Source organism: Pseudomonas sp. SJZ079 (assembly GCF_007993865.1).
Classification (GTDB): domain Bacteria; phylum Pseudomonadota; class Gammaproteobacteria; order Pseudomonadales; family Pseudomonadaceae; genus Aquipseudomonas.
Genome location: NZ_VIUH01000016.1, coordinates 1 through 20,093, shown reverse-complemented (window position 1 = coordinate 20,093; position 20,093 = coordinate 1). Strand labels below are relative to the sequence as shown.

The 20,093-nt window shown below is 63.7% G+C and carries 16 protein-coding genes; 6 read left to right on the top strand and 10 right to left on the bottom strand.

The window, feature by feature from the left end; translation table 11 throughout:
* The first annotated feature begins 293 nt into the window (after nt 1-293).
* Nucleotides 294-965, top strand: coding sequence for a haloacid dehalogenase type II (locus FBY03_RS14905; protein WP_147173157.1), 672 nt, complete (start codon nt 294-296; stop codon nt 963-965).
* A 202-nt stretch (nt 966-1,167) separates the two neighbouring features.
* Entirely contained in the window at nt 1,168-2,814 is a 1,647-nt protein-coding gene (locus FBY03_RS14900) for a Na/Pi cotransporter family protein (RefSeq protein WP_147173156.1), read from the top strand.
* A gap of 70 nt (nt 2,815-2,884) precedes the next feature.
* Here the strand turns inward: FBY03_RS14900 and FBY03_RS14895 are convergent, their stop codons facing one another.
* The 3 genes from FBY03_RS14895 to FBY03_RS14885 form a co-directional block, all read right to left on the bottom strand.
* Nucleotides 2,885-4,201, bottom strand: coding sequence for an MFS transporter (locus FBY03_RS14895; protein ID WP_147173234.1), 1,317 nt, complete (start codon nt 4,199-4,201; stop codon nt 2,885-2,887).
* Between the two features lie 242 nt (nt 4,202-4,443).
* Nucleotides 4,444-7,017 carry a TRAP transporter permease gene (locus FBY03_RS14890; RefSeq protein WP_147173155.1) on the bottom strand — a complete coding sequence of 858 codons (2,574 nt, stop codon included), beginning with the start codon at nt 7,015-7,017 and terminating at the stop codon, nt 4,444-4,446.
* Between the two features lie 128 nt (nt 7,018-7,145).
* Nucleotides 7,146-8,117, bottom strand: a complete 972-nt coding sequence (locus FBY03_RS14885) for a TAXI family TRAP transporter solute-binding subunit (RefSeq protein WP_147173154.1) — start codon at nt 8,115-8,117, stop codon at nt 7,146-7,148.
* A 308-nt stretch (nt 8,118-8,425) separates the two neighbouring features.
* Between FBY03_RS14885 and FBY03_RS14880 the strand changes: the two genes are divergently transcribed.
* Both FBY03_RS14880 and FBY03_RS14875 read left to right on the top strand, forming a co-directional pair.
* Entirely contained in the window at nt 8,426-9,796 is a 1,371-nt protein-coding gene (locus tag FBY03_RS14880) for a pitrilysin family protein (protein WP_147173153.1), read from the top strand.
* Between the two features lie 244 nt (nt 9,797-10,040).
* Nucleotides 10,041-11,195 (top strand): DUF5924 family protein, encoded by a 1,155-nt coding sequence (locus FBY03_RS14875; protein WP_256677940.1) that lies wholly within the window; start codon nt 10,041-10,043, stop codon nt 11,193-11,195.
* Here FBY03_RS14875 and FBY03_RS14870 read toward each other — a convergent pair.
* From FBY03_RS14870 to FBY03_RS14850, 5 genes are all read right to left on the bottom strand, one after another.
* Nucleotides 11,177-12,406 carry a nucleoside recognition domain-containing protein gene (locus FBY03_RS14870; protein WP_147173151.1) on the bottom strand — a complete coding sequence of 410 codons (1,230 nt, stop codon included), beginning with the start codon at nt 12,404-12,406 and terminating at the stop codon, nt 11,177-11,179. The two genes, FBY03_RS14875 and FBY03_RS14870, sit on opposite strands and share 19 nt — an antisense overlap.
* A gap of 273 nt (nt 12,407-12,679) precedes the next feature.
* Entirely contained in the window at nt 12,680-12,841 is a 162-nt protein-coding gene (locus FBY03_RS14865; RefSeq protein WP_147173150.1) for a DUF1328 domain-containing protein, read from the bottom strand.
* Nucleotides 12,842-12,986: 145 nt separating this feature from the next.
* Nucleotides 12,987-13,235 carry a hypothetical protein gene (locus FBY03_RS14860; protein WP_147173149.1) on the bottom strand — a complete coding sequence of 83 codons (249 nt, stop codon included), beginning with the start codon at nt 13,233-13,235 and terminating at the stop codon, nt 12,987-12,989.
* 222 nt (nt 13,236-13,457) lie between these two features.
* On the bottom strand, nt 13,458-13,892 hold the full coding sequence (locus FBY03_RS14855) for a PA2169 family four-helix-bundle protein (RefSeq protein ID WP_147173148.1): 435 nt from the start codon (nt 13,890-13,892) through the stop codon (nt 13,458-13,460).
* Between the two features lie 76 nt (nt 13,893-13,968).
* On the bottom strand, nt 13,969-14,805 hold the full coding sequence (locus tag FBY03_RS14850; protein WP_147173147.1) for a BON domain-containing protein: 837 nt from the start codon (nt 14,803-14,805) through the stop codon (nt 13,969-13,971).
* A 233-nt stretch (nt 14,806-15,038) separates the two neighbouring features.
* On the opposite strand from FBY03_RS14850, the gene algB reads away from it, so the two are divergent.
* Together algB and FBY03_RS14840 are read left to right on the top strand one after the other, a co-directional pair.
* Complete coding sequence (gene algB / locus FBY03_RS14845) at nt 15,039-16,385, top strand: sigma-54-dependent response regulator transcription factor AlgB (RefSeq protein ID WP_147173146.1); 1,347 nt, start codon at nt 15,039-15,041, stop codon at nt 16,383-16,385.
* Nucleotides 16,382-18,157: a KinB sensor domain-containing domain gene (locus FBY03_RS14840; RefSeq protein ID WP_147173145.1), complete on the top strand. Its 1,776-nt coding sequence runs from the start codon at nt 16,382-16,384 to the stop codon at nt 18,155-18,157. The genes algB and FBY03_RS14840 overlap by 4 nt, the downstream gene beginning before the upstream one ends.
* A gap of 413 nt (nt 18,158-18,570) precedes the next feature.
* On the opposite strand, the gene FBY03_RS14835 is transcribed toward FBY03_RS14840, so the two are convergent.
* On the bottom strand, nt 18,571-19,380 hold the full coding sequence (locus FBY03_RS14835; protein WP_147173144.1) for an N-acetylmuramoyl-L-alanine amidase: 810 nt from the start codon (nt 19,378-19,380) through the stop codon (nt 18,571-18,573).
* Entirely contained in the window at nt 19,377-19,970 is a 594-nt protein-coding gene (locus FBY03_RS14830) for a MarC family protein (RefSeq protein ID WP_147173143.1), read from the bottom strand. The genes FBY03_RS14835 and FBY03_RS14830 overlap by 4 nt, the downstream gene beginning before the upstream one ends.
* Between the last annotated feature and the right edge of the window lie 123 nt (nt 19,971-20,093).

Genomic DNA, 20,093 nt, shown 5'->3' with positions numbered 1-20,093 from the left:
ACGGTTAGTTGGTTAACTCAAGTTCGAATGGCCGAGGCTGCGAGACCAGGAGCTGCGACGAGTCATAGCGGGCTATGGCGAGAAGCGGCAACGCAGTATCGGGGCCTCAGACGCCGAAATTGACTAATTGAACTAGCCACACAGGCCACTAGGTTACCAGTTCGCCCCGTCTGAAGGCATGCCGCGACGGCCCCTGTCGCCGGTCGGCAGCTGGCCTGCTGCGACCAAAGCCCTAGTGCCCGCCCCACCTGCCTCTGCCATGATGCAAGACCATCACCAGCCGAGGAATCCCCATGTCGCTTACCCTGGCCTTCGATGTGTACGGCACCTTGATCGACCCCAGCGACGTGATCCGCCAGCTGCGCCAGTGGCTCGGCCCCAAGGCTGAGGGGTTCTACCGGCGCTGGCGCGACAAGCAGCTGGAGTACAGCTTCCGCCGCGGCCTGATGGGCGCCTATGTGGACTTCTCCCAGTGCACCCGTGAGGCCCTGGCTTACACCTGCGCGGCCGAGCAGGCGCCCCTCGATGCCCAGGCTCAGCAGCGCCTGCTCGAAGCCTGGGCACACTTGCCGGCATTCGCCGACAGCGCCGCCGGGCTGGCCCAGTTGCAGGGGCAGGGCGCCCAGCTGTACGCCTTTTCCAACGGCTGTCGCAGTGCCGTACGCGCCTTGCTGGCACAGGCCGGCTTGCTGAACTTCTTTCGCGAGATCGTCAGTGTCGAGGAGGTGCGCAGCTTCAAGCCGGCAGCGGTGGTCTACCAGCACCTGCTGACCCGCACGCAAAGTACGGCAGATGAGACCTGGCTGGTCTCCAGCAACCCCTTCGACGTGCTCGGCGCCGCCCATGCCGGCTTGCACAGCGCCTGGATCAAGCGCACCGCGACAGCCGTACTCGATCCCTGGGGCATCGAGCCGGACAGGCAAGTCGCCAGCCTGCTGGAACTGGCCGAACAGTTGCCCGTCTAACCCCTGCCAGCGCGGTGAGTTGTGCTGACGCGGCTGGCGCCAATGCCATTTGACGACTAAAGCTAAAGGCAGGCTTGGTAAAAATATCCAGCCAGGCCATTCACTTACCCGCGACACCTAATCTACGGATTCACCGTCGAACCCTAGGCGTCGCACCCAGTTGTTGCCCTCGTTTGGGCAACCCGCGTCAGGGAGATGCGCGATGCTGACCCTGCTCAATCTACTCTCGTCCATTGCCCTGTTGATCTGGGGTACCCATATCGTCCGTACCGGCATCCTGCGCGTGTACGGCTCGCACCTGCGCAAGGTACTCAGCCACAACGTCAGCAAGCGACCCATGGCCTTTGCCGCCGGGATCGCCGTGACCGCCCTGGTGCAGAGCAGTAACGCCACCGCGCTGCTGGTCACCTCCTTCGTCAGCCAGGGCCTGATGGCGCTGACCCCGGCCCTGGCGATCATGCTCGGCGCCGACGTCGGTACGGCGTTGATGGCGCGGGTGCTGACCTTCGATCTGAGCTGGCTGTCGCCGCTGCTGATCTTCCTCGGGGTGATCTTCTTCCTCTCGCGCAAGCAGACCCGCGCCGGCCAGCTCGGTCGCGTGGCGATCGGCCTGGGCCTGATGCTGCTGGCCCTGGAGCTGATAGTCGCGGCCGCCACGCCGATTACCCAGGAGCAGGGGATCCGGGTGCTGTTCGCCTCGCTGACCGGCGACCTGCTGCTGGACGCCTTGGTCGGTGCGCTGTTCGCCCTGATTTCCTATTCCAGCCTGGCCGCCGTGCTGCTCACCGCGACGCTGACCGGCGCCGGGCTGATCAGTCTGCCGGTGGCCATCGGTCTGGTGATCGGCGCCAATATCGGCAGCGGCATCCTGGCCTTTCTCACCAGCAGCCTGCAGACCCAGGCCGGCCGGCGAGTGGCGCTCGGCAGCCTGCTGTACAAGCTGATTGGCCTGGTCCTGGTGATCCCCCTGCTCAACCCGCTGGTGAGCTGGCTGGACAGCCTGGATTGGCGCCCGGAGGAGCTGGTGATCGGCTTCCACCTGCTCTACAACAGCCTGCGCTGCCTGCTGATGCTGCCGAGCACCGGCCTGATGGCACGTTTCTGCAACTGGCTGCTGGCGGACCGCCCCGAGCAAGGTGGCGTCGCCCGGCCGCGCCACCTCGACCCCACGGCGCTGGCCACGCCGAGCCTGGCGCTGGCCAATGCGGTGCGCGAGACCCTGCGCATCGGCGACCTGATCGAAACCATGCTGGGCCACCTGCTGGAAGTGCTGCGCGGCAACCAGCCGACCCAGAGCCGCGAACTCAGGCTCCTGGATGACGATGTCGACGCGCTGTACAGCGCCGTGAAGCTGTACCTGGCCCAGGTCCCCCGCGAAGTGCTCAGCGAGCACGAAAGCCGGCGCTGGGCGGAAATCATCGAACTGGCGGTCAACCTCGAACAGGCCGGCGACATCGTCGAACGTATGCTCGGCAAGCTGCAGGATCAGAAGACCGCGCAGCGCCATTCGTTCTCCGACAGCGGTCTGGCAGAACTGACCGAGTTGCATACCCGGTTGATGGCCAACCTGCGCCTGGGCCTCTCGGTATTTCTCTCCGGCGATGCGGAAAGCGCGCGTCAGCTGCTCCATGAAAAGCGCCGCTTCCGCATCCAGGAGCGGCGCCTGGCCCACGCCCACGTCAGTCGCTTGCACCACCATGTGGTGCAGAGCATCGAGACCAGCTCGCTGCACCTGGAGCTGATCGGCGACATGAAACGGCTCAACTCCCTGGTCTGCAGCAGCGCCTACGTGGTGCTGGAAAACCGTGAAACCGGCGCGCTGAAGCCCGAAGAGGTAGGTGTTGAATAGAGCCGGAGGCAGTCCACGGCTTAGCGATCTGCCGCGCAGAGCATTCGAGGTCTGCCCCGATTTGCCCGATTCAGTTCGGCTGGTACGCCAATGAACGCTTCGACGACTCCGGCAGCGCCATACCCCCCGCCAGGGCGAGCAACGCGATAAGAATCAAGTAAAAAGCCGGCGCCATTCGGTTGCCACTTTGTTCAATCAACCAGGTGCCTACCAAGGGTGCAGTACCCCCGAATACCGTGTACGCCAGGTTGTAAGTAAACGCCGAGGCGGTATAGCGAACTTGGGTGGGGAATTGCTCGGAGAGCAGCACTGCGGTTACCACCCCACAGATCACTGCCCCGACGGCCAGTAACATAGCGCCGAGAGCCGAACCAATCAGGGTGCCCGAGCCGGCCAGCATGAAGGCGGGATATACCGCGACTATCAGGCTCAGGCAGGCGGTCAGGATGGTTCGGCGTCGGTCGACGCGATCCGAGTAGCGGCCCACCAAGGGACATAACAACGCCGCAAACACCAGGGCGATGAAGCTGGCGAGCAGCGCGGTCGGTCGCGAGGCCCCACCTACCACCTGCATATAGGTGGTGAGATATGTGCTGAACATATAGAACGACAGCGCGGTGGCGGAGATAAATGCCGACAAGCAGAGGATGGTGCGACCATGGTTGCGCAAGGTTTCCGTCAACGGCGAGTGGCTGGCTTGCGGCATAGCAGCCAGCGAGCGGAACGCTGGGGACTCATCCAGGCGCAGGCGCATGTAAAGGCCAACCAAGCCCAGCGGCGCGGCGATCAGGAAGGGAATGCGCCAGCCCCATTGCTGCATCTCAGCTTCGGAAAGCAGCAAGCCCAATCCGAACACGATCGCAGCCGCCGAAGCGAAAGCAATGAAGGTCGAGACCGGTACGAAGCTGCCGTAACGTGCCTTGCGCTCAGTAGGTGCATGCTCCATGACAAACGCACAGGCCCCTGCATACTCACCACCCGCGGAAAAGCCTTGGACACAACGCGCCAGCGCCAGCAGCAAGGGCGCGAACATACCGATCGACGAATAGGTGGGCAGCAGTCCAATCATGGTGGTAGCGCCGGCCATCAACAACACAGTCAACGCCAGCACGCGTTTGCGTCCGATCCTGTCGCCGAGAATGCCGAAGAAGATGCCGCCTAGCGGACGCAGGGCGAAAGAGACGGCGAATACCGCAAAGGTCTGCAGCAATGCCATGGAGGCATTTCCCGGCGGGAAGAACAGCGCAGCGATAGTCACCGCGAGAAAGCCATATACGGCAAAGTCGAACCACTCGACGAAGTTGCCAATCGCTGAAGCGGCGATGACTTTGCGTAGAGTGACGGGATCGACTTGCTGGGGGTCGTGTGAATCTTCTCTGGCTGTCATGTTCGCTCCGCAGTCCTTTCCGATATAACGAACGTCTTTAGCCTGGGCCATTGCGTCCACCAGCAAGCAATTTACCCGGCGTGCCCGCCGCCCAGCCCGCAGTGCACGACCTTCCAATAACCGAAAACGACAGAACGCTCGCGCTACCTGCGGCATGGCAATGCAGTGCAGCGATCAGGGCTTCACACCCTATAAAGACAAAAGGCAGCCGAGGCTGCCTTTTGTAGAGTGCTGCCTGAGTGTCAGGCGCGGGCGGGGTGCGCCGCGACCTGCGGCCGGCGCCGGCGTTGCAGCCAAACGATCAGGCCGAACAGCAGGAAGCCGGGCAGCCAGATCAGCTCCTTGAGCCAACGTTCGGTGGGCGCCCGCACGCGGAGGATCTCCTGGTCGAATACCAGGCCCGCTTCGGCGGCCGGGCTGGCGAAGGTGACGCTGTCGATCAGCAGCTTGCCGGCGTCCTCGTAGGTCAGCAGGCCGATCTTCTGCAGCCGCTCGGCACCACTAGCGCCCTCCGGCACCGGCAGCAGCACGGCGAATTCGCGCGGATCGCCGACCGCATCCTCACCCCTGACGCGCAAGCGCAGCTCGCTACCCGCTGCGACCTCGCCCAGCGTCTGTTCCAGTTGCGCCGGCGGGGTGTCGCGGTAGGGGTCGTGCAGCATGTCCATCCAGAAACCCGGACGGAACAAGGTGAAGGCCACCAGCAACAGCAACAGGCTCTCGTACCAGCGGCTGCGCACCAAGAAGAAACCCTGGGTGCCGGCGGCGAAGATCAGCATGGCGGCGGTGGCCACCACGAAAATCAGCACGCCGTGCCACAAGTCCACGTCGATCAGCAGCAGGTCGGTGTTGAAGATGAACAGGAACGGCAGCGCGGCGGTGCGCAGGCTGTAGTAGAAGGCGGTGATGCCGGTCTTGATCGGGTCGCCCTTGGACACCGCCGCCGCGGCGAACGAGGCCAGGCCCACCGGCGGGGTGACGTCGGCCATGATGCCGAAGTAGAAGACGAACAGGTGCACCGCGATCAGCGGCACGATCAGGCCGTTCTGCTGGCCCAGGGTGACCACCACCGGCGCCAGCAGGCTGGACACCACGATGTAGTTGGCGGTGGTCGGCAGGCCCATGCCCAGCACCAGGCTGAACACCGCGGTGAGCATCAGCATCAGCAGCAGGTTGCCCATCGACAGCAGTTCGACCAGATCGGCCAGCACCAGGCCAACCCCGGTCTGCGACACCGCGCCGACTATTATCCCGGCCGCTGCGGTGGCGATGCCGATGCCGATCATGTTGCGCGCGCCGGCCAGCAGGCCCTCGCGCAGGTCGACCAGGCCGTCGATGAATGTGCCGTGCTCGTGCTGGCCATCGGTCCGCAGCCAACTCAGCAGCGGGCGCTGGGTGAGCAGGATGATCACCAGCATCACGCTGCCCCAGAAGGCCGACAGGCCGGGCGACAGGCGCTCGATCATCAGGCACCAGACCAGCACCACCACCGGCAGCAAAAAATGCAGGCCGCTGAGCAGTACCGCGCGGGTCTGCGGCAGCGCGTCGAGTGGCGCGTCCGGGTCTTCCGGTTCCAGCGGGGCGACGCTGGCGGCGATCTTCAGCAGGCCCAGGTAGACCAGCGCCAGCAGCGCGCCGATGCCTTGCAGGGCGTAGTCGCCGAGCGCCGGTTTGAGCCAGCCGAGGCCGTAGTAGACCGCCAGCGACAGGCCGCTGATCAGCGCCGCACCGAAGGCGAAACCGGTCAGGCGGCGCAGCCAGGGTTTGGGCTGGTGGCCGCCAATCGGTTGTAGGCCGAGCTTGAGCGACTCCAGGTGGACGATGTAGAGCAGGGCGATATAGGAGATCGCCGCGGGCAGGAAGGCGTGCTTGATGATCTCGACATAGGGCATGCCGATGTACTCGACCATCAGGAAGGCCGCGGCGCCCATCACCGGCGGCATGATCTGGCCGTTGACCGAGGAGGCCACCTCGACCGCACCGGCCTTCTCCGCCGAGAAGCCGGTGCGCTTCATCATCGGGATGGTGAAGGTGCCGGTGGTGACCACGTTGGCGATCGACGAGCCGGAAATCATCCCGGTCAAGCCGGAGGCCACCACGGCCGCCTTGGCCGGACCACCGCGCAGGTGGCCGAGCAGGCTGAAGGCCAGCTGGATGAAGTAGTGCCCGGCGCCTGCGCGTTCGAGCAGGGCGCCGAACAACACGAAGAGGAAGACGAAGCTGGTGGACACGCCGAGGGCGATGCCGAACACCCCTTCGGTGGTGATCCACTGGTGGTTGGCCATGGCGGTGAAGCTCACCCCGCGATGGGCCAGCAAGCCAGGCATGTAAGGGCCGGCCAGGCTGTAGATCAGAAATATCAGGGCGATGATCGCCAAAGGCGGGCCGAGCGCGCGACGGGTGGCTTCCAGCAGCAAGGGAATACCGATGCAGGCGGTCACCAGGTCGGCGCTGGTCAGGCTGCCGGGGCGCTGCGCCAGGTCCTGGTAGAAGATAAACAGGTAGGCCGCGCTGGCGGCGGCGACCAGTCCCAGGGCCACATCCAGCAGCGGCACGCGGTCGCGCGGCGACTTCTTGAACGCCGGAAAGGCGAGAAACGCCAGCAGCAGGGCGAACGCCAGGTGGATGGCGCGGGTCTCGGTGTTGTTCAACACGGCGAAGTTGAAGATGAACGGCAGCGGCGAGGCGATCCACAACTGGAACAACGACCAGAGCAGGGCCAGACCAGCGATTACCTGGGCCATGACGCCGGCCGGGGTGCGCGCGCCGACGTCCTGGGCAATCAGTTCTTCGGTGGACAGTTGCTTGTCATGCATGGGTGAAACCTGCATTCGAGAGGTGAAAGAACGGCAAAACCCGCGGCCTGGCGGCGCGCGGGCTTGGTTCAAGCTTAGTCAAGCTTGGCGCCCGACCGACGCCGGGCGCGAACGGCCGAGTGCCGCCGTTACATCCAGCCACGCTCTTTGTAGTAGCGCACGGCGCCTTCATGCAGCGGTGCGGTCAGGCCAACCTTGATCATGTCTTCGGCTTTCAGATCGGCGAAGGCCGGGTGCAAGCGCTTGAAGCGGTCGAGGTTGTCGAACACCGACTTGACCAGCTGGTAGACCACGTCCGGGTCGGCCTGGGCCGTGGTGGAAAGCACGGCTTTGCCACCGATGGACGGGGTCGCGGCATCGTTGCCCTTGTACATGCCGCCCGGGATCTCGGCCTTGGTGTAGTAGGTCTTCTCCGCCAGCAGCTTGTCGATATCGGCGCCCGTTACCGGTACCAGCACCGCGTCGGTGGTGGTGGTGGCTTCCTGAATCGCGCCGTTGGGGTGGCCGACGAAGTAGGTCATGGCGTCTATGTTGTTGTCGCCCAGGGCGGAGGCCTGTTCGGCTGGCTTCAGCTCGGCAGACAAAGCGAATACCGACTTGTCCCAGCCTTTCACCGCCATGATCTCGTCGAGGGTGTCGCGCTGCCCGGAACCCGGGTTGCCGACGTTGACGCGCTTGCCTTTGAGGTCATCGAAGCTGGTGATCTTGGCGTCGCGGCGGGCGAGGATGGTGAACACTTCGCTCTGCAGGGAAAACAGTGCGCGGATATCGTCCATGGCGCCTTCGGCCTCGAACGGCGCCAGGCCCTTGAGGGCCTTGTACTGGTGGTCCGACTGCATGATGCCGAAGTTGAACTCACCGCTGCGCAGGCCGTTGACGTTGGCCACGCCGCCGCCACTGGCCGGGGCGTTGCACTTGATCTTGTTCTCAACCGCAGCGCGGTTGACGAAGCGGCAGATCGACTGACCGGCCACGTAATAAACGCCTGTTTGCCCGCCGGTGCCGATGGTGATGAACCTATCCTCGGCCTGTGCCGCGCCACTCAGGGTGATACCCGCGAGTGCTGCCGACAGGACCCATGCGAGGGATTTGCCTTTCATGGGATTTCTCCTTTTTTGGTTGTGTGAGCCGCCCGCGCCTTATGGGCTGCAGTCGGAGGCGGCGCAGTCTAACTGCTGAAGCCACATCGCGCAGCGCAAAATCAGTGTAGTCGCCATCCGCCGGCTGCACGTGTCCGGTGCGGCAATAGCCCGCCTGGCCGGCATGTTTTTTCGCGCAGCTGCGCCAGTAAACCCGCCTGCCGCCCGGCGAACGGCGCAGTACGGCGCCGAACCCGTCAGCCTGGTGGCGGATCGCAGCAGCCCACAACAGCGGTTATGCTGAGACGGTGATCGTCAGGAAGACTCGCATGCGTACCTTGTTCCTGCTGTGCTTGCTCTTGAGCAACCCGGCCCTGGCCGAAGACCCTCTGCAGGTCGAAGGCTACCTATTGGAAAATGGCCTGCAACTGCTGCTCAAACCCACCGTCGAACGCGGCCATGTGGCGATCCGCCTGGTGGTGGGCGTCGGTTTCGATAATTTCGCCTGTGCCGAAAAAGAACTCCCACACCTGCTCGAACACCTGTTGTTCAGCGGCATCGACGCCAGCGGCGAAGCCGGCCTGGAGGCGCGCATGCAGACCCTGGGCGGCGAGTGGAACGCCTACACCCGCGACGCCGACACCAGCTTCGTCATCGAGGCACCGGCCAAGCAGCAGCGCGCGGTGCTCGACCTGCTGCTCGCCAGCCTGTTCAATACTGAGCTGGACGAGCGCAAAGTCGCCGCCGCGAAACGGGTGGTCGAGCGCGAGAACGGCGGGCATGACTCGAACCTGCAGCGCCTGCTCGATCAACAGAACCTCGGCCGCGAGGCCCACCAGCAACTGGCCGTGGAACTCGGCCTGGCCTGTGCCGAACGCGCGCCCCTCGCCGCGCTCACGCTTGAACAGCTGGAGCAACTGCGCGACGACTGGTATGTGCCGAACAATATGACATTGATCCTGGTGGGCGATCTCGACCCTCGATTGCCGGCCTACCTCGATCGCAGCTTCGGCGCCTTGCCGGCCGCTGAACTGCCAGAGCCGCGCGAGCTGCCCACCGTCAGCCATACGGCCGAGGCCCGCCGCAGCCTGTTCGACGGCCTGGTCGGCGACCGCGCCAGCCTGCACTGGATCTTCCCCGAACCCTGGGTCGGCGAGCACGACGCGCAAACCTGGGAGCTGCTCAGCGATTACCTCGACTGGCAACTCTACCGGCAGCTGCGTATCGAGCACGGCCTGGCCTACGGTCCCTGGAGCGAACGCAACGTGTATGGCGGCAGCAGTTTCTTCAGCCTCAATGCCGAACTGCAGCGCAGCGACCTGGCCGCCGCCGAACGGGTGCTACGCGCCCTGGTGCAAGACATCCAACAGCACGGTCTCGAGCCTGAAACCTGGCGGCGCCTGCAACAGGCCGCCGTGGCCAAACAAGTCTGGGCGGTACAGGGCAACAGCGCCCTGGCCACTTATTACTGGAACGCCCTGGGCGACTACGACGAGGGTCATTTCCGCGATCTAGCCAAACAGCTGCAGGCGGTCAGCCTGGAACAGGCCAATGCGGCCATTCGCCAGCTGTTCCAGCAGCCCGGCTATATCCGGGTTGAGCTGCCATTGTTGAGTGTCGTGGGTCTGTATTGGTTGATCAGTGCGGTCGCCGCCGCACTGCTGTTACTCATGCTCGCCTGGCGCCGGCGCAAGACATGAACGGCGGGGCGATTTGCCAGGAGATCTTCAGTTTCCCAGGCGGACGGAGTAGTCATGCACGCCTGAACCACCGCGACTCTGGTCCCACTTGAGGTTGCCGCCTGGGTCGCGCATTGAGCGCTGTTGACCGGGCCGTTCTGCGGATGCCGGCACGACGCTTGCTGGACAGACGGGCGGGCGGTAGTCCAGATGAATACCGTATCCTAGGCCAGCCTCTCCCGCCGCCTTCACCATGAGCCTGCCCTTGTCCGCTTTCAGTCGCTGCAAACCCGCGTTTGTACAACTTCTGGCCCTGATTCAGCGGCACCCAGGGGTCGTGGCGGTCTTTGGCTTTCTCTCCGGGGTGGCCAGTTTTCTGCTGGTCGAGCGCCAAGCCGAACTGGCCCGGGTGCTGGCGCTGGTGCTGCTGGTCAGCTGGCTGTGGCTGATTCTGGAAAACATCCTCAGTGAGCACATCGCCCGACGCTTCGGCTTCGAGTTGCCACCGCCGCTGTTGCGTTACGCGGCGCAGATGATTCACCAGGAAAGCCTGTTCTTCGTGCTGCCGTTCTTCTTCATTACCACCACCTGGAACAGCGGCCAGGCTCTGTTCAGCGGGTTGCTGGGCGCGGCGGCGCTGGTTTCGATCATCGACCCGCTATATTACAAGTGGGTCGCGCCACGACGCTGGCTGCTGCTGGCCTATCACAGCCTGACGCTGTTCGCCGTGCTGCTCACCGCGCTGCCGATCATCCTCAAACTGACCACCCCGCAGAGTTATAAACTGGCTCTGGCGGTAGCGGCGGTGCTGTCGTTTCCCAGCCTGCTCGGCATCATCACCGTGCAGCGTTGGTGGCGTGGCCTGTTGTTGCTGGGCCTGACCCTGGCCCTCGGCGCTGGCGGTTGGCTGGCGCGTGTCTGGGTGCCGCCGGCCACCCTGTGGCTGAGCGAAGTGGCAGTCACCACCGAATTCGATGGTCAAAACCGTGCACCCGGCAAGGGACTCAAACAGCTCAGCGTCGCCCAGTTGCGTAACCAGGGGCTGTACGCCTATACCGCAATCAGCGCGCCGCGCGGGCTGGACGAGCGCATCTATCACGTCTGGCGGCACGCGGGCAAAGAAGTCGAGCGCATCGCCCTGGACATTCATGGCGGGCGCAAGAAGGGCTACCGCGCCTGGACCCACAAACAGAATTTCCCCGAAGACGTAGTCGGCCGTTGGCAGGTGCAGGTGCTGACCGAGGCGGGGCAGATGATCGGCGTGCTGCGTTTCGAGGTGCTGGCGTCAGACGCGCCGTCGACGCCGAACGCGCCCGCCGCAGTGGAGGACGTGGTGGAGGACCCGGTCGCAGCGCCTGTCGCCGCGCAAGACTCGACCACTGAGCCCGCCGCAGATATCGCTCAGCCGAAGAACCAGTAGCACACGGCAATGGCTGCCAACACGCCGGCCAACTCGGCCAGCAGGGCGCAGCCCACGGCATGCCGGGCACGCTGGATACCAACCGAACCGAAGTACACCGCCAGCACATAAAAGGTGGTCTCGGTGCTGCCCTGCACGGTCGCGGCGACCAACGCCGGGAAGCTGTCGACGCCCTGGGTCTGCATGGTCTCGATCAGCATGGCGCGCGCCGCGCTGCCGGAGAACGGCTTGACCAGGGCGGTGGGCAAGGCCTCGACGAAGCGGGTATCCCAGCCGGCCCATTCGACCAGCCAACGAATGCCGTCCAGACCAAATTCCAGGGCGCCCGAGGCGCGCAACACACCGATCGCGCAGAGCATCGCCACCAGGTAGGGCAGCAGGCTCTTGGCCACGTCGAAGCCTTCCTTGGCACCTTCGACGAAGGTTTCGTACACCGCCACCTTTTTCAGTGCGCCGAGCAGCAGGAACAGCAGGATCACCCCGAACAGGGTCAGGTTGCCGAGCAGCGAGGAGAGTGACGCCAGGGCCATCGCCGACATGCCGGCGAGCAGCGTCATGAAGCCGCCGAGCAGCAGCGCACCGGGAATCAGGTAGGCCAGCACCACCGGGTCCCACAGGCGCAGGCGCTGCATCAACGCCACCGACAGCAGGCCGACCAGGGTCGAGGCGCTGGTGGCCAGGAGAATCGGCAGGAACACCAGGGTCGGATCGGGCGCGCCCTGCTGCACCCGGTACATGAAGATGCTCACCGGCAGCAGGGTCAGGGAGGAGGCGTTGAGCACCAGAAAGAGGATCTGCGCATTGCTCGCCGTGGTGCTGCTGGGATTGAGCTCCTGCAGCGCACGCATGGCCTTGAGGCCGATCGGCGTGGCGGCGTTGTCCAGGCCCAGGCCGTTGGCGGCGAAGTTCATGGTGATCAGGCCGAGCGCCGGGTGGCCACGCGGTACCTCTGGCATCAATCGGGCAAACAACGGCCCGAGCAGACGTGCCAGGGCATCCACCAGACCGGCCTTCTCGGCGATGCGCAGCAGGCCGAGCCACAGGGTCAGGGTGCCGAACAGCAGGATCATCACTTCGACCGACAGCTTGGCCATGGCGAACAGGCTCTCGACCATGGCGGCGAACACCGCCGGATCGTCGCCCAACAACCAGCGGGACAGCCCGGCCACCGCCGCTACCACGAAAAAGCTCAGCCACAGGCCGTTCAGCATGGTTCATCCCCCCATCAGTGCGCGGATGATAACGCGCCTGTAATAGCCCGTGGGAAGGAGGAAAGGAAGGAGAGAGTAAGTAGCCAGGCCGCGTTGATAATCAACGGGCGTGGCATGGACAACCAACAACGGCCGACGCATGGCTTGGGCAAGCGCGAGCGCCCGGGCTGGCGTTCATGGCCATGGTCGCGCTGAGCGCCGACAGCTCCAGCCGCCACGCTGCCGCCCAGCTATGACAGCAGCGCGCGTCTTGAGTAACGGCATCGATACGCCTCAGCCGCGTCGACGGCCCATGATGAAGGACACGACAAACATCACCAGGAACACCACGAACAGAATCTTCGCGATGCCGGTTGCGGTGCCTGCGATACCACCGAAGCCCAGCACAGCGGCAACGATGGCGATGATCAGAAAGGTTATAGCCCAACTTAACATGATGATTCTCCTTCAGTTTTTCGGGATATTGCGGTGTAACAGGTAAAATCGAAGTGGCCCCACACAACCCTTATCGCGTACTGCAGCGGCGCCGAACGGCGCCAACCCGATAAGCGCGTCTGCCTAGCTGCCTGGCGGACTGCATCTAGAACACCCAGCTGCGTGGCAAGGTTTGCCGTTCCCAGAGCGGCGACTGACCGATGCGCTTCACCGGTTGCAGCTGTGCAGCCGGTTGCACACTCAGTACCTGCTCTGTCGGCAGAGGACGCCATTTCGCCGCCTGCGTCGTCGGCTTGGCATCCAGCCCTTGCTCGCCAATCAGCAACAACAGCAGTGCTGCGCTGGCCAACAGTCCTTTAACCAACAAGGGGAAAGGCAAGTAACGGCGACTCATCCTGAACTCCTTCTAATTCTTGCCGTGCCTGCTTTACCTATTGCAGTCGGCATGCCACTCGTACAAAAAATAAAAATACATCTAAATCAACAAGTTAAAAAATAACAGCTGACGCGCTAGCGGCAGCCTGCACGATCACCCCCGTTTTCATCGGGTGTTTTGCCCGATGCTGTGAAGACCATGGAGGAGCGAAACGTCCCTGTTTCACTCCACAACCCGGTGTTACTGCATGCTTTGCTTGAGTGCGTGCATGCGCTCATGGCAGGCGCGCACCTTGGGCATCTCCACCGCGAGCAGCGCCTTAACGTCCGGCTCAGCACACTCCAGGGCATCCTCGAAGGCATGCAGGATGCGGTCCTCGGCTTCTTCCAACTGGGCCACGTAGGTCGCCTCTTCCTCGCTGGAGAGCAGCGCACGGGTATCGGCATAGACCTGGCGCAACTTGCCCAGCAGGGTGCCACCGGTGGCTGGCGTCTCATGGTTGGCCGCGACTTTCACCGCCAGCGCCTGGATGACCTCGGTCTTGACCCGCGCCATGTCACGGAACACCGCTTGCAGGCGAACATCCTTGACCGCCTCCTGGGCATGCTCGTAGAAGCGCTGGCCGTCACGGGTGATTTCAATCAGCTCGTTGAGTTGTGCTGTCTTGCTGCTCATGCTGTTTCTCCTTTGGTGAGCGCCGCGTCATGCGGCACCGGGCAAGGGACGCTGGCCAACCCTGGCCAGCGGATCATCAGCCTTCAACACGCAGGGTGTCGGCATCCACACCGCGCACCCCGCGGATGTTGCGGGCCGTCTCGATGGCCAGTTGCTTCTCGGCATTGCTCTGCACCTTACCGCTGAGGCTGACCATGCCGCCCTGGGTGTCGACCGAGATATTCAAACCATCAAGGTTTCGACTATAGAGATAGCTGGATTTCACCTTGCTGGTGATCCAGGCGTCGCTAATCGCCGCTCTGGCGTCATCGGCGGCGTTCTGCGCCTTGGCCGGGGTGCTGTCGGCGGCGCTGATGCTGAGGTTGTTATGCACCTCACGCACGCCCTTGGTGTTGCCGGCCAGGCGACCGGCCAGTTCCTTGGCCTCCGGGGTCTGCGCGCTACCCGTCAGGGTGACCACGCCATTCTTGGCATCGACATCGATGTCCAGACCTTCGGTGCTGCTGTTCCACAGCAGCTTGGATTTCACCGTAGCGACCAGCGTGGCATCGTCGAACCGTTGCGCCAGGGTCGACTCGCTCTCGCCTTTGCGCTGGGCCTTAGCGTCGACTTTCAGCTGGTTATCGACCTTATTTACGCCTTCGATACCCAACGCAAGCTGTTCGGCCAGGTCGCGCTCGACGTCGGTCTCGACACTACCGGTGAGCTTGGCGCTGCCGTTCTCCACGTCGACGTCGATACTGAACGGGTTGAGATGACGGTTGAGGGTAATAGCCGTCCAGATCGCTCCCTCCTGACGTGCTTCGCTGAGCTCGCGGCTCATGTCGCCTTCGGCCGCATAAGTGGTCAAGGGCGTCAGGGCAATCACGCTGGCAGTTGCAGTGGCCAAGGCAAGGGTTTTCAAGTGAGTCATGGCGGTTCCTCCAGTCATATCCATATACGTGCTGCCAGTGGCAGCCGTTGCATAGATATTCGCAAGCCCTGTGCCAGCTTTTTAAATTCCAATAAAACCTTTAAAACCAATTACTTAAGTATTTATGCTGACAGCCCCAGGCTTGCAGCTTGCAAGATTGCTGCAGATACGCCGTGCAACTTGCACGAAAGTTTCTGGACTAATTACATGCACTCAATCACTGGAGCACGCACATGGAAGCAGCAGAGCAGCAAGGCGGACGCATACTCCTGGTCGATGACGAATCGGCGATCTTGCGCACCTTCCGCTACTGCCTGGAGGACCAGGGTTATCAGGTGGCCACGGCCAACAGCGCCGCCCAGGCCGATGCCTTGTTGCAACGCCAGGTGTTCGACCTGTGCTTTCTCGACCTGCGTCTGGGCGATGACAATGGCCTCGACGTGCTGGCGCAGATGCGCGTACAGGCGCCGTGGATGCGCGTGGTGATAGTCACCGCGCATTCCGCGGTGGATACCGCAGTGGATGCCATGCAGGCCGGCGCGGCGGATTACCTGGTCAAGCCCTGCAGCCCGGAACAACTGCGCATGTCAGCTGCCAAACAGCTGGAAGTACGCCAGCTGTCCGTGCGCCTGGAAGCCCTGGAAGGCCAGGTGGATAAGGCCAAGAACGACCTCGACTCGCACAGTCCGGCGATGATGGCGGTACTGGAAACCGCCCGCCAGGTGGCTGTCACCGATGCCAATATCCTCATCCTCGGCGAGTCCGGCACCGGTAAGGGCGAACTGGCGCGCGCCATCCACGGCTGGAGCCAGCGCGCGAAGAAAGCCTGCGTAACCATCAACTGCCCGTCACTCACCGCCGAGCTGATGGAGAGCGAGCTGTTCGGCCACAGCCGGGGCGCCTTCACCGGCGCCAGCGAGAGCACCCTGGGCCGGGTCAACCAGGCCGATGGCGGTACCCTGTTCCTCGATGAGATCGGCGATTTCCCGCTGGCCCTGCAATCCAAGCTGTTGCGCTTCATTCAGGACAAGGAATACGAGCGCGTCGGCGACCCGGTGACCCGCCGCGCCGACGTGCGCATCCTCGCCGCGACCAACCTCGACCTGCGGGATATGGTGAGCGAAGGGCTGTTTCGCGAAGACCTGCTCTATCGCCTCAACGTCATCACCCTCACCCTGCCGCCACTGCGCGAGCGGGTCGACGACATCCTCGATCTGGCCGAGCGTTTTCTCGCGCGCTTCGTCAAGGACTACGCGCGCCCGGCCCGCGGCTTCAGCGATGAAGTGCGGGCCGCGCTGCTGGACTACCCCTGGCCGGGCAACATTCGCGAGCTGCGTAACGTGATCGAGCGCGCCAGCATCATCTGCGCCGAAGAACGGGTGCAACTCAACCACCTCGGCCTGAACACTGGCGCGAGCAATGACGCGCCACGGGTCGGTGCCGAGCTCAGCCTGGAGCAACTGGAAAAAGCCCACATCGCCGCGGTACTGGCCACCAGCGAAACCCTCGAGCAGGCGGCCAGGACACTCGGCATCGACGCCTCGACCCTGTATCGCAAGCGCAAGCTGCTCGGCCTATGAGACTGCGCAGCCAGCTGTTCCTCGGCAGCAGCGCGCTGATCACCGTGGCCCTGCTCGGCCTGTTGCTCGGCATGTTCAGCGTGTGGCAGCTGAGCAAAGGGCAGAACCAGGCGATGACCCGCAACCTCGACATCATCGACGCCTCCCTCGGCCTGCGTCAGGAGATGGGCACCCAGGTCATCCTGATGATTGCCGACAAGCTCGACCGCCAGGCCTTGAAAGCCTCCGATGCGCGCTTCCAGCGATGGTTCGGCAAGGCCAGTGAAGGCGCCGTCGATGACAGCGACCGTCAGGCGGTGGCCGAAATCGGCCGCGCCTATGCGCATTACCAAGAACTGCTGAGGAAACCGCTGACGGTACGCCGCACCCTGCTCCGCAACGACGACTTCGGCCGCGCCCTGCAAGCCCTGCGCGATCGTATCAACGCGGTGCAGACCCGCTATGTCGAACAGGTGCACAGTGACCAGGCGAAGATGCGCGAACGGGCCTGGCTGATTACCGGGCTGCTCGGCCTGATCGGCCTAGCGGTGCTGCTGATCGGTTTCATCACCGCGCACAGCATTGCCCGGCGCTTCGGTCAGCCGATTGAGGCACTGGCCCGTGCCGCCGATCAGATCGGCCAAGGTGATTTCCAGGTGTCTTTGCCCATTTCTCAGGCCGCCGAGCTGGCCACCCTGAGTCGGCGTTTCGGCCTGATGGCCGAGGCCGTGCAGCAGTTCAAGAACAGCAATGTCGCCGCGCTGATGGCCGAGCAACGCCGCCTGCAGGCAGTGCTCGACAGCATCGATGACGGCTTGCTGATTTTCGATCGCAACGGCCTGTTGGAACACTTCAACCCCGTCGCCCAGCGCCAGCTCGACTGGCACGACCAGCCACTCGGCCAGAGCCTGGGCCACGCGCTGCAACGTCCCGAACTGGATGAGCAGCTGCAGAGGGTGCTGCAAGGTAAGAATCTGGAGCAGGCGCTGGAGGACCTGCAGATCGAAGCCGACGGTGAAACCCGCCTGCTGGCTTACAGCCTGACCCCGGTCAGCCATGCCGCGGGCCATATCCAGGGCGCGGTCATGGTGCTCCACGACGTCACCAAGCAACGCGCCTTCGAGCGCGTGCGCAGTGAGTTCGTGCTGCGCGCCTCGCATGAACTGCGCACCCCGGTAACCGGCATGCACATGGCCTTTGGTCTGCTGCAGGAGCGTCTGCACTTCAGCGACGAGGCCCGTGAAACCGACCTGCTGCGCACCATCGACGAAGAAATGCACCGCCTGGTACGACTGATCAACGACCTGTTGAACTTCTCGCGTTACCAGAATGGCTTACAGAAACTCGAACTGGCGCCCTGTGACCTCGACGAATTGCTCAGTCAGGCCCAGCAGCGCTTCGCCTCCCAGGCCAGCGAACGCGAGATCGCCCTGAGCATCGAGCCCCACGACAGCCTGCCGAAGGTGCGCCTGGACCGTCTGCAGATCGAGCGGGTACTCGACAACCTGATCGGCAATGCCCTGCGCCACAGCCGCAGCGGCGGGCAGATCAACCTGCAGGCACGAGTCCAGGGCGAACGGGTGATCATCAGCATCAGCGACGATGGCGAAGGCATCGCCTACACCCAGCAGGCCCGGATCTTCGAGCCGTTCGTCCAGGTCGGCCACAGGAAGGGCGGCGCCGGCCTGGGGCTGGCGCTGTGCAAGGAGATCGTCGAACTGCACGGCGGCCACATCGGGGTGAAATCGCGGCCGGGGCAAGGCACCCAGTTCTATTTGGCGCTGCAGCGTTAAGCGGCCGGGAACCTTAGCCTGGAGCGCCTCCCGGCAGCGCGGGCCACCTCCCGCCTGATCGCCGGCCCCCTCACGCGCCGCGTTTAGCAGGCCGTTGAAAAACTACTGCGCTTGGCTAGGCGGCGTTGAAATCAGCCTCACAAAAGCGCCGCGCTGAACGCGCTTTAGCGCGGCCCCGAAGGGGTGAGCGAAGCGAATCAAATGCTCATGTACAGCTCGTACACCCGGCTCGGGCATCCTGCTTCGCCCTACCGCCTGCATCCAGGCAGTCGTGCGCTTTTGACTCGCTACCGATCGCCCTGCGGGCCAGAAGCCTTTGGCTGTGACTCCGCTTCGCTGCGTTGCGGCTGATTTCGCCTTGTGACCCAGATGGATGTGGGAAATGCCGTTACCCGTAGGGAGCGGGTACGGCCCTAGCCATCGCTCGCTTCATTCTGCAACGACCTGTTAGGGCCGCTGTTGAGTACCTGGAGTAATGCCGCCGTCTCGGCATCCGGCTCGCCGTCGTAGCGCGCCGGGCGGTATTTCATCTGGAAGGCCGCGAGCACCTTGCGCGTGGCCTCCGTCAGCTCGCCGTCGCTGGGCACCTCGTAGCCCTGCAGCGCCAGTTGCGCCTGGAACCAGGCCACCGTCGGCAGGCTCCGGTCGAACAGCGCCTGCTGGCGCGCCACCGCCTGGGCATCCGGCCACACCATCAGACCGGCATCGGCCAGACGCCGCCAGGGAAACAGCGGTCCCGGGTCGACCTTACGCTGCGGCGCCACATCGCTGTGGCCAATGATGCTGCCTGGCGCCAATTGGTGACGCTGCATGATGTCCTTGAGCAAGACGATCAGCGCCTCGATCTGCGCCTGCGAATAGGGCTGCCAGACTCGCCCGGCGGGGGTGTCGCGATAGCCCTGATTGACCAGCTCGATGCCGATCGAAGTCCCGTTCAACCAGGTGCGCCCCTGCCACTGGCTGTCGCCGGCGTGCCAGGCACGGCGATTCTCATCGACCAGCCGGTAGATGGTCGCCGGGGCATCGCCGATCAGATAATGGCTGCTGACCTCTTGCTCGGTGAGCATGCGCAACGAACGCGGCAGGTCGCTCGAGGTGTAGTGCAGGATGATGTAATGCACCCGACTGCTCTGGCCGCTGGCGGTATGCGAGGTGTCGATCCGCGGACCACTGGCACAGCCCGCCAGCAGGCTGAGCAACAAGGCAAGGTAAGGCACTCTCATGGGTTGATATGCAACACGCTTTGCAGGTTATCCAACAGCATGTCGACGCTGAGCATGATTAGCAACATACCCATCAGCCGCTCCACTGCGGTCAGCCCGCGGGGACCGAGGAAACGCTGCAGAAAGGATGCCTGCAACAGGATAAAGGCGGTCGCCGCCCAGGCCAGGAACACCGCCAGGTACAGTTCCCACAACGCCCCCTCGTGGGTATTGCGCAGGGTCATCAACACCGCCAGCGCAGATGGCCCGGCGACTGCCGGGGTCGCCAGCGGCACCAGCATCGGCTCGCCATCCGGCACGTCGCCAAGCAGACCCTGCGGTCCGGGAAAGATCATGCGCATGGCGATGACGAACAGAATGATGCCGCCGGCTATCGCGATGGCTTCACGGGACAAACCGAGCCCGCTGAGGACCTTGTCGCCAAAGGTCAGAAACAGCAGGAGCAGGACCAGGGCAAATAACAGTTCGCGCGCCGCCACCACCAGGCGGCGCTTGGCCGTCACGTTTTTCAACGCAGAAATATAGATGGCGATGTTGCCAAACGGGTCGGTGACCAGAAAGATCAACACGGCAATACTGAAAATGTCCATGCAGTACTCCTCAACAGATCGTCACAGTCTAGGGTCTGTTGCCGTTTCATTGCGAGCCGCGTTGCCGCGAGAAATGGCCCCCGTTTAGGCGCAGGACGCAGGTAATGGTCATTCCCTTGCCAA